The organism is Streptomyces sp. NPDC007095 (assembly GCF_040634475.1).
Taxonomy (GTDB): Bacteria; Actinomycetota; Actinomycetes; order Streptomycetales; family Streptomycetaceae; genus Streptomyces.
In genome coordinates this window covers 1-9,135 of the sequence record NZ_JBEYFS010000335.1, presented here as the reverse complement: position 1 = coordinate 9,135, position 9,135 = coordinate 1, and the positions used below count along the sequence as shown (strand labels likewise).

Sequence of the window (9,135 nt, the reverse complement as noted above, 5' to 3'; positions counted from 1 at the left end):
GTAGGCGATCCCGAACAGACGCGCCCGGTGCTGCACAAAAACAGAAACAGCCTCGTCAAGGTCGCTCGTCACAGGGGACGACTCGAAATACATGACCATGCGCGCTCTCCGTTCCTCCGGTTACGTCTGTCCAATGGCGCTACCAAAGCGGCTGTCGCGCAGTTGCGGACGGCTCCGGCCTGCGATGCCAGGGGCTCTCCCGAAGACCGTGGTCCTGCCCGGCACAAGGCGCTCTATGGCTCGTTCGTGCGGTACCGGGACTGTGGTCGCTGAAGGCCGCGGCTGCTTCATTCACATCTCTTCCATAGACCGGGATCGGTCCGTCCCTGTGACATGACTGAGGCAGAAGGGCCGTGCCTGGCCCGGGCCAAGGCCGTGGAACAGCTCTTCACGAAGCCTGGGAGTGATGATCTGAGCAGCTCGTCAGCTTGCGCTGCCTGCCGGTGGTTCCCCAGCGGGTGCTCGGAGTTCTGCTGCCTGGTAGGCGTTGTGCTCTTACAGACGCCGACGGTGTCAGCAACCGTCGACGAACGTGACTGTCTTGTTGAGTGGCACCCGGCCGATACGGGGTTGGCTTGCCGTGACGTCCTCGTGCCCTATTGATATGCCGCAGAAGAGGAGGAGTTCATCCGGGGGCGACAGGACCTCCGCGACGGTCTCGTGGTACTTCGCCCAGGCCATCTGCGTGCAACTGTGAAGCCCTTCGGCGCGCAGCGGCAGCATGGTGGACTGCAGATATACGCCCACGTCGGACCACTGGGGTCGGCCCATGCAGCGGTCGATGTAGCAGAACAGGGCGGCGGGTGCCCCGAAGCAGTCCCAGTTTGCGGCAGAGGCTCGCTGCCGCGCCTCCAGGTCCTCACGTGGAATGCCGAGTGCGCCGTAACGCTGCTCACCGAAGGCGGATCGGCGCTCCTGGTAGGGGCTCTTCAGCGCCGGCGGGTACTGCTCGTACTCCGGCTCGTCCCAGGGGTCGCCTGCGGCTATGCGCTCGCCGGCACGCCATTTGAGCTCAGCCAGCGGCCGGCCGGTCAACACGTAGGCGTGCCACGGTTGGAGATTCGATGCGGACGGCGCCCAGGCCGCGGCGGACAGCATGCGCTCCAGTACCTCCCGCGGGACCTGCTGGTCGGTGAATCCCCGCACAGCTCGCCGACCGGCGACCGCTTCATAGACGTTCATGATCGCCTGTATCCCTCTCTGTCCGATGCATCCACGACAGTTGCAAGCATGACAGTATCATTTAATACAATCTGGGGGTGGGGCGACATAGGGTGGTGAGTGGGGCGACATGTATGAAGAAGGGCGCTCGTGCAGGGGCGGGTCGCGAGCGGCCTCTGCCGGTCCCCTGCAGGAGTGGTCTTCGCGTCGACCGACGGGGCGTGCGCTGTGCCGCAGACGTGTTGCGGGCCGATCTGTCGACCTGGGGGTATTCGGCCCGTTCGGCAAAGATGGGGCCCGATCCGAGGAATTCGTGGACGCCTTGCCCGGTCCCTCGCGCCAGAAGCTGACGTCGGCAAGGTCTGCATCGGTGAGGGCGGTTCGGTCTCCACCGGCGATGAGCCCTCGACCGTGCTGTCGGCGGCCTGGCCGGCTGGTGTGTGGCGACGAGGGGCGCGTTCGCCAAGGCGAGGTCCGCCGTGAAAGCCGTACGGCGCGGAACCCGTCCACCCGTCGGCCAGTCGCCGCGCGGACGCGCCTACGCTTCACCCTCCGCGGGATGGGCGAACCGGGTCAGCAGCCCCGTCAACCGTTCGGCCTCACCGGGCCCCAGTCCGGCCACCAGGCGCTCGGCCAGCGGCTCCGCCGCCACATGCGCGGCATCGAAAAGCCCGACGCCCTCAGGTGTGATCTCCACCGCCCGCACCCGCCGGTCCCCCGGAACGTTCTTGCGCACGGCCAGCCCCATGCGTTCCAGGTCGTCCACGACCCGCATGATTCCCGCCTTGTCCGACCCCGTCGCCGCCGCCAGGTCCCGCTGCACCGTGGGCCCGCGGTCGACCAGCACCAACAGCACCGCGAAATGCCGCAACTCGATGCCGAGCGGACGGAGTGCCTCCGTCATCACCGCCGCCGCACGCCAGTGCGCCCGCCGCAACAGCAGGGCGAGAGCGAAAGGTGAGGTGTCCCCGGGGCGGTCGGTCGCGCGCGAGGTGACGGAGGGGGTGGTTCTGTGAGGGACGTCGGTGGTCACGAGGTCACATTACAGCCATATGTGCATTCGATACGGTTTCATTTGAAACTGAGTGTGTGCTGCTGCTCTCTCGTCCTCCGGGTGCCCGTAGTAGTCCTGCGTGGACATGGTGCGGGGCGGATGGAGTCCCGCAACTGTCGCACCGGTTTCGGCGGGACGGGCGAGGCCCGGACTGTGCCGCGTTCGGCGAGCCGGACCGCGGCAGGGGTCTGCCGATCGGACAGTCCTTCAGCGAACCGCAACACCGTGGACAGCGCCTATGCCGCAGGACGCACCGCCGGACGCCCTGGCGGGGGAGCAGAGCGGTGAATGCCTCACCGACGACAACGTTCGCGAACTGATCATGCAGGCGTACCGCCGGCGTGCCGAGCCCCCGCGCCGCAATCGTGGAGGGGCAATCGCCGATGCAGACGGCAGACGGCAGACGGCAGGCGGCAGGCGAAGCGGCGATGCGATCGGGCTCCGTTCCCGACGAGCGAGTTGTCCACCGGGAGGTCGTGTGGCGCCCCGCGCTGTCGCTCGACCCATGCGCCGCGCCGGAGCCGTGATCCGGCCTGACCTTCCCGCTCGTAGTCACTTGACTGATGTATCAGGTCTCAGTCGGTCCCAGGCTCGTGGTAACCCGATCTACCGCGGCAGGTGAGGACCTTCCGAGCCGACTGTTGCCCCATTCACGGCTCCGTAGACACGAATCAGCAGCCATTGTGGCCGGAAGACGAGAGAGGACGAATCATGAGTGGGAAGGTCTTCGACACCGATGGTGAGCCCGGGTGTGCTCACAAAGATCGCAGACACCGGCAAGGTGGTCACACTGGGCGCGACATCCAGCCCGAGCCGGTGACATGTCGGACGGTCGTGGCTCTTCTCGAAGAGGAGGAGCATCTACCGGTCATAACGGATCTCCGATACGACAGCGCAGATCCGTATTCAGTCTTCATGGTATTTGACGCGGGTTCTGATTCGGTCATTGAGTGGGAATTTGGGCGCGAGCTACTGACTTCCGGACGGCGACGGCTCACTGGGCTCGGTGATGTTCAAATTTGGCCTGCCGAAATTCGCGGTCATGGGTTGGTGTACATGTCGTTCCGGTCTGGTTGGGAAATGTTTGTTGTAGCCGCATCGGCGGCAGTTGTCGACGAATTCCTGAAATCCACCTTCGAGGTTGTTCCCCTTGGGGAAGAAAGAAGTTTTCTGAGTATTGAAGGTTTCGTCGGTCAGCTGCCGAATGAAACATGACGTCTTCGATCCTGATCGAGTAATGCCCGGCGATTCCTGAGGTGTGTACGGGTTGGGGCCGGTGTTCCGTGACGTGCGACGCCCACGGGGAATGGGTATGCCGACGCGGTTGGGAACACCTTGTCGTCGCTCTCGTCCACCTGAGGGGGCATATAGGGGAGCACGAACCCCTCTCTCACGGCTGGATTGATCAGCTGTGGATGCCGCCCCGGGACGGGTGCTGGTCGGCTCTTGGTTCTACGCCCGCTGTATGGTGCAGGAAAATTGGTTGCGTGTTGAAGCGTAAGGACTGTCATCTGCAACCGTCGCCGCACCACGCAATGTCAACAACTCCACGACTTTCAGTGCGGTGCACCGCGCGTCGCCGGAGAACCTTGTCGTAGGTTGAGATGCTCATCGGCGGCGGAAACTCCTGTACGTGCGATCCGGGCCGGACTGTACAGCCGGGCATCGAATGGTCATTCCGAGCGGACCGATTGGATCGCCGGCCGACGGCCGCCTGTCGCCAACTCGACGCACAGGCAACCGCGCTGTCCCGGCGGCCCGGACCTGCGGAGCGAGGCGCGGCCCGCATGAAGTCCTGCCGCATCTTCCGTGCTGCCCACCGCTGCCCGCATCGTCTGTCGTCAATCACCGCAGACCCCCGCAGCCTGGAGCGGCAACGCCGAAAGAGCTCCGAACCTGCGGGTCATGGGTCGTGAGGGGGCAGGGTCTGACCGCCTTGGCAGTTGTTCATCTTGCTCCCGGGCGATCGATCGTGCCGATGGGGCGCTTCGGCTGTGCGCCTCCACGGCTTCTCCGACCCCTTCGGGATCACGCTCACCAAAGTCGCGGGCCTGCCCGGAATTGGTTGAGACTCGCCGTTCGCTGCTTCGTCCTAGAGTCGTTCGACTGATGGTTGAGCCTCACCGATATGAGCCGTCGCACCTGACGAGTAGCATGGTGGCCGGAAGGACCCCTTGACGGAGAGAAGCGTCACGTGCTGTGCCCGATGCCCGCTGTGCCGATGAGTGAACGTCCGGCCCCGCCTGAGCATTCTGTCGCCACGGTCAACGGAAGCAGCGCAGGCGGGCGGCGCCGGAGGGCAGAGGGCACCGTCTTCGTACGGCGCGTTCCGGTGCGCATGTTCATGGTCACGGCGAGCGTACCTGCACGCGTGCGATGATCGGGCGGGACAAGGAGTTGCGCACCCTGCGTGGGCTGCTGGCAGACACTGCGGCCGGGCATGGCAGTGCGCTGCTGATCCACGGCGCCGCTGGTGTCGGCAAGTCGGCTCTGCTGCGCACGGTCGTGGCCGACGCCACCCAGGGCGGCTTCAAGGTGCTACGCACGTCCGGGGTGGAGCCCGAGCAGTGGCTGCCATTCGCCGCGCTGCAGTTGCTGCTGCAACCAGTCGCCCGTGGCATGAAAAACCTGTCGGCTCCGCACCGGTTGGCGCTGAGCGGCGCGTTCGGCGCCAGGGACTCCGAGCCCGAGATATATCAGGTCGGACTGGCCGTGCTTGAACTGCTCGCCGACGCGGCCAACCGGCAGCCGCTCCTGCTGTTGGTCGATGACGTGCAGTGGATCGATTCCTCCAGCCGGGACGTGCTCAAGTTCGTTGCCCGGCGTACCCGCGACCTCGCCGTACAGGTGATCGCTGCCGCCCGGATCCACTACTCCGAATCGTACGTGCTCCTGGATCTCCCCCTGGAGCCGCTCGGCCCGACGGCCGCCGCCGAATTGCTTGATGCCGGCGCGCCCGACCTGCCGTTGCCTTTGCGGGAGCTCATCCTGGAGCGCGCCGCGGGCAATCCGCTGGCCCTGGTAGAGCTGCCCAAGGCGGTGCAGGGCGTGACCGCGCAGATGGACGACCTGCCGCTGACCCAGCGCCTGGAGGACGCGTTCTCCGCGCGTACCGATTCGGTGAGCCGGGAATGTCGCACGTTTCTCCTGGTCCTGGCTGCCGAGCCGGCCGCGCCACTGAACCTGCTGCTGGAGGTGTCGAGTCGCCTCTTCGGCTCGGCGGTCTCCGTCGAAGCAGTGCAGGAGGCAGTCGACGCGGATCTGGTCACCCTGGTCGGCTACACCCCAGAGTTCCGCCATCCGCTGATGCGCACGGCGATCTACACGCACGCTACGCTCGCTGACCGACTGGCGACCCACCGTGCCCTCGCATCGGTGATGGACGACACCCCCGAGCGTCAACTCGCCCACGAGGCAGCGGCCACTATCGGCCCGGACGAGGAGCTGGCCGCCCGGCTCGAGCGTTTCGCCGATGCGTCGCACGCCCGAGGGAAGGTGGCGGCTGCCGTCCCGGCGCTGCGCCAGGCAGCCGACCTCGTCCTCGACGCGCAGCGCCGAACCGGCATGCTGGTTCGGGCGGCCGAGCTGTCCAGCGAGATCAACGACCGGATCAGCGTCCAGACACTGCTGGACCGCACCGACATGAGCGCGCTGGGCCGGGTGGAGCGGGCTCGCCTCATGGTGGTGTCCGACAACTGTGCCTTCGAACCGGGTGAGCCGCAGCGACGGATCCAGGACATGGTCACTGCGGCGGCCGGAGCGTTCGACGCGGGAGCCGGAGACGTCGCGGAGAACCTGTTGTGGCGTGCCGCCGCACGATGCTTCTTCCAGGACGGCGACGCGCAGGTGCGTGCTCAGGCCGCGGCAGAACTGGATCGATGGAATCCTGATCCGGATGCCCCCCACGTACTGACGGTGCGGGCGTACACCCAGCCGTACCAGCACGGGGCTGACGTGATCGCACGGCTGGATGGAATCAGAGCAAACCCCCGAGACGGCCGGGTCCTGCATTTTCTCGGTAGTGGCGCAATGGTCATCGGCGACCTCGGTCGTGCCGCCCACTACCTCGACCTGGCGGCCGCGGCGTGGCGGTCACAGGGCCGACTCGGGCTGCTCGCCCGTTCGCTGGCCGCCAGCTGGCCACAGGTGTACCTCGGTCAGCTCGAGCGAGCTCGCGAGGAGTCCGACGAGGGGCTGGCCCTGGCCGAGGAGACCGGGGAATGGATCGTCTGGCTAGGGCTGAAGGCTACAGCCGGCCTGGTGGCGGTGCTGCGCGGAGAAACCGAGCAAGCAGCGCGTGTGATCCGCGAACTACGCATGCACAGCCTGTTCCCGGGCATGCCGTTCGTCACCGTGATGGCGCAGCAGGCCGAAGGCCTGCTCGCTCTGTTCGAGGGCCGCGCAATGGAGGCATACGACGTTCTCACGCGCGCGTTCGATCCCGTTGACCCGCACTACCACTCGGTGAGCCACTGGCTGCTCGCGCCGGACCTGGCGGACGCCGCTGTTGCCGCGGGCACCGTGGAGCAGGCCCGGGAATTGCTGGCCGACCTTCCGGAGCTGGCTGGACAGCTGCCTTCGGAAATGATGGTGGTGGCTCACGCCTACACCGACGCGGTGCTGGCTCCGGACGACACGGCGGAGGAGCGCTACGCCGCGGCCCTTGCCGCATTGCCGAAGCACTGGACGCTGTCGCGTGCCCGGCTGCATCTGCACCAGGGCCGCTGGTTGCGCCGCCAACGCCGCAACGTGGACGCCCGGCACCCGCTTCGACTCGCCCGCGACGAGTTCGACCGGGCCGGCGCGCAGCCCTGGGCCGAGATGGCCCGTGAGCAACTGCGTGCCACCGGCGAGTCGAGCGGTCGACGGCACGCGAACACCGGTGAACAACTGTCTGCCCAGGAAATGCAGATAGCCGTGCTGGCGTCACAGGGGCTGAGCAACCGGGAAATCGGCCAGCGCCTGTTCATCTCGCACCGCACCGTCGGAGCGCACCTCTACCGCATCTATCCACGCCTTGGCATCACCAGCCGGGGCAAGCTCGCCGCCGCACTGGCCGCACTTCACGATGAACAGCCCACGTCCGACGTCTCCGGCACTGCGGGTGTCGATTAATTATCCGGCCTTCGTTTTGTGGCCTGGTCTTGAGGCTGTCTGCCGCTGGCGGAAACTCAGGTGGCCTCGGTGCGCCGTCTGGGTAGAGTCGGGCGATGCCCGAGCTGAAGCAGCTGCATGCCGGCCACGCCCCGGCGGTCCTGGCCTTCGAGCTGGCGAACCGCGCCTACTTCGCTACCTCGGTCTCCGACCGCGGCGACGACTTCTTCGACCAGTTCACCGACCGGTACAACGCCTTGCTGGCTGAGCAGGAAGCCGGCATCTGCGCTTTCTACGTGCTCGTCGCCGAGGACGGCTCGGTACTCGGCAGGTTCAACCTGTACGACTTGGAGGACGGCACTGCCAGACTCGGCTACCGGGTCGCGGAGCAGGTCGCCGGGCGCGGCGTGGCGACCACGACCGTCCGGGAGCTGTGCCTGCTGGCGGCGTGGCGGCACGGGCTGCGCGCACTGCGGGCGGCCACCGCCCATGAGAATGTCGCGTCCCAGAAGGTGCTGGCCAAAGCCGGGTTCGTCCCGGTCGGTCCAGCCGGCCCAGCCGACCTCGGCGGTAAGCCAGGCACCTGGTATCAGCGCGATCTGGTACTCCAGTCATAGACCGCGATCTTGCTGGTGGGGCCGACTGGGAGCCAGGCGCGCCCAACGCTGATCATCGGTGTATGAAGACTAACGATCTTGTGGTGGCCGCAGGGCGCGGCGTGGACCCTGCCCGCCGGCAGGAGGCGTTCGAGGGTCTGAGGTCCCGGATAGCGGGCCTGTTCGCGCGGGTTGAGCCCCGTCGCCGGGTACGGGAGTTGATGCTGGGGCTGTTGTCGGACATGCCGCGTAAGAACTGCTGGTCGAGCCGCCCCGGCTGGTCCGCCGCCGAGCTGCGGCGGCGGCGGGCCGGCTCCAGAAGGCTGTTACCGAGACCCTCCAGCGCGCGGGGAGCGAGGGCCCAGGTCTCCCCGCTCTGGTGCACCAGATCGTGGTCGGCCAGGCGTCGCAACGTCCGGTAGACGGTGGCACGGGACACCGAGGCCGTTCAGGCAAGCTCACCGGCCGTCTGGGTGGACCGGATGCGCGGCGCGCCGATGATCACGAGGGCGGAGCTCCCGAGGCCGTGGTGGGCGAAGGCGTCGTGGCCCCATCAGGCGGGCGATGACGGTGGAATCGATGTCGGCCGTCGTGGCTGTCTCAGGGGTGGGCCACTCCTCAGGTGCCGGGTCGGGGGTACTGAGTGGTCCGGAAGCAAGACAGCGGAGCGGGGATGCCCGGAGGGTGGGCGCTGCCGGTGTCGAGGCACCAGGTGGAGCCCTCACGGCCGTGGCCGACCCGCAGACGGCGCAGCCATCCGCACGGTTTGAGGACGGTGTCGTAGACGATCCGCAGGGTCGTGCGGGAGATGCCTGCCTCCTCGGCCGTCTGCCGCTCGCCGGCGTGGTGCAGGGGCCCGCCCGCGATCTCGGCGAAGTTCAGATGCACCCGCAGCACCCGCAGCGCGGTCCGCCCCCGCTCCCCACGCCAGGGCGTCGTCTCCATCCGGTCGCGCAGCGCGGCGAGAACCTCGTGGCGTGATGGCGCGACTCCAGCGCCCCGGTGCTGCCGACCGCGGCCGGCGCGCTGGCCCACACCCGGCGGATGTAGTCCAGGGCGCGTGCCTGGCCGGAGCGCAGCGCGATGTGCCGGGCGTGCTGGCCGCCCTAGGTCCTGTCGTCAAATTCCCGTCGTGCGCCCGGAGGGCGGGCCCTGCGGCGTCAGGTGCGTGCTCTCGGCGTGCCGGGCACAGGCCCTCGTACTGGACGTACTTGGGTCTGTGCCTGGTGC

At 67.4% G+C, this 9,135-nt stretch carries 6 protein-coding genes and 1 pseudogene; 4 read left to right on the top strand and 3 right to left on the bottom strand.

Annotated features, from left to right (window positions below; genetic code table 11):
• Positions 1-513: 513 nt before the first annotated feature.
• A complete protein-coding gene (locus tag ABZ656_RS53650; protein WP_360279407.1) occupies positions 514-1,182 on the bottom strand; it encodes a nitroreductase in 669 nt (222 codons plus the stop codon).
• Positions 1,183-1,699: 517 nt separating this feature from the next.
• A complete protein-coding gene (locus tag ABZ656_RS53645; RefSeq protein WP_101401138.1) occupies positions 1,700-2,194 on the bottom strand; it encodes a MarR family winged helix-turn-helix transcriptional regulator in 495 nt (164 codons plus the stop codon).
• 732 nt (positions 2,195-2,926) lie between these two features.
• Between ABZ656_RS53645 and ABZ656_RS53640 the strand changes: the two genes are divergently transcribed.
• The 4 genes and pseudogenes from ABZ656_RS53640 to ABZ656_RS53625 all read left to right on the top strand — a co-directional run.
• A complete protein-coding gene (locus ABZ656_RS53640) occupies positions 2,927-3,430 on the top strand; it encodes an SsgA family sporulation/cell division regulator (RefSeq protein WP_101401139.1) in 504 nt (167 codons plus the stop codon).
• A gap of 1,161 nt (positions 3,431-4,591) precedes the next feature.
• Complete coding sequence (locus ABZ656_RS53635; protein ID WP_360279404.1) at positions 4,592-7,330, top strand: AAA family ATPase; 2,739 nt, start codon at positions 4,592-4,594, stop codon at positions 7,328-7,330.
• A gap of 95 nt (positions 7,331-7,425) precedes the next feature.
• Positions 7,426-7,926 (top strand): GNAT family N-acetyltransferase, encoded by a 501-nt coding sequence (locus ABZ656_RS53630; protein ID WP_101401141.1) that lies wholly within the window; start codon positions 7,426-7,428, stop codon positions 7,924-7,926.
• An 83-nt stretch (positions 7,927-8,009) separates the two neighbouring features.
• Positions 8,010-8,171: pseudogene (locus tag ABZ656_RS53625) on the top strand (IS701 family transposase); the annotation flags it as partial.
• Positions 8,172-8,523: 352 nt separating this feature from the next.
• On the opposite strand, the gene ABZ656_RS53620 reads toward ABZ656_RS53625, so the two are convergent.
• Positions 8,524-8,940 carry a hypothetical protein gene (locus ABZ656_RS53620; RefSeq protein WP_360279401.1) on the bottom strand — a complete coding sequence of 139 codons (417 nt, stop codon included), beginning with the start codon at positions 8,938-8,940 and terminating at the stop codon, positions 8,524-8,526.
• Between the last annotated feature and the right edge of the window lie 195 nt (positions 8,941-9,135).

What these genes read in the sequence shown, in the direction of transcription:
- ABZ656_RS53630 (WP_101401141.1), top strand. Translation starts at nt 7,426, where the DNA reads ATGCCCGAGCTGAAGCAGCTGCATGCCGGCCACGCCCCGGCGGTCCTG.
- ABZ656_RS53635 (WP_360279404.1), top strand. Translation starts at nt 4,592, where the DNA reads ATGATCGGGCGGGACAAGGAGTTGCGCACCCTGCGTGGGCTGCTGGCA.
- ABZ656_RS53640 (WP_101401139.1), top strand. Translation starts at nt 2,927, where the DNA reads ATGAGTGGGAAGGTCTTCGACACCGATGGTGAGCCCGGGTGTGCTCAC.
- ABZ656_RS53650 (WP_360279407.1), bottom strand. Translation starts at nt 1,182, where the DNA reads ATGAACGTCTATGAAGCGGTCGCCGGTCGGCGAGCTGTGCGGGGATTC.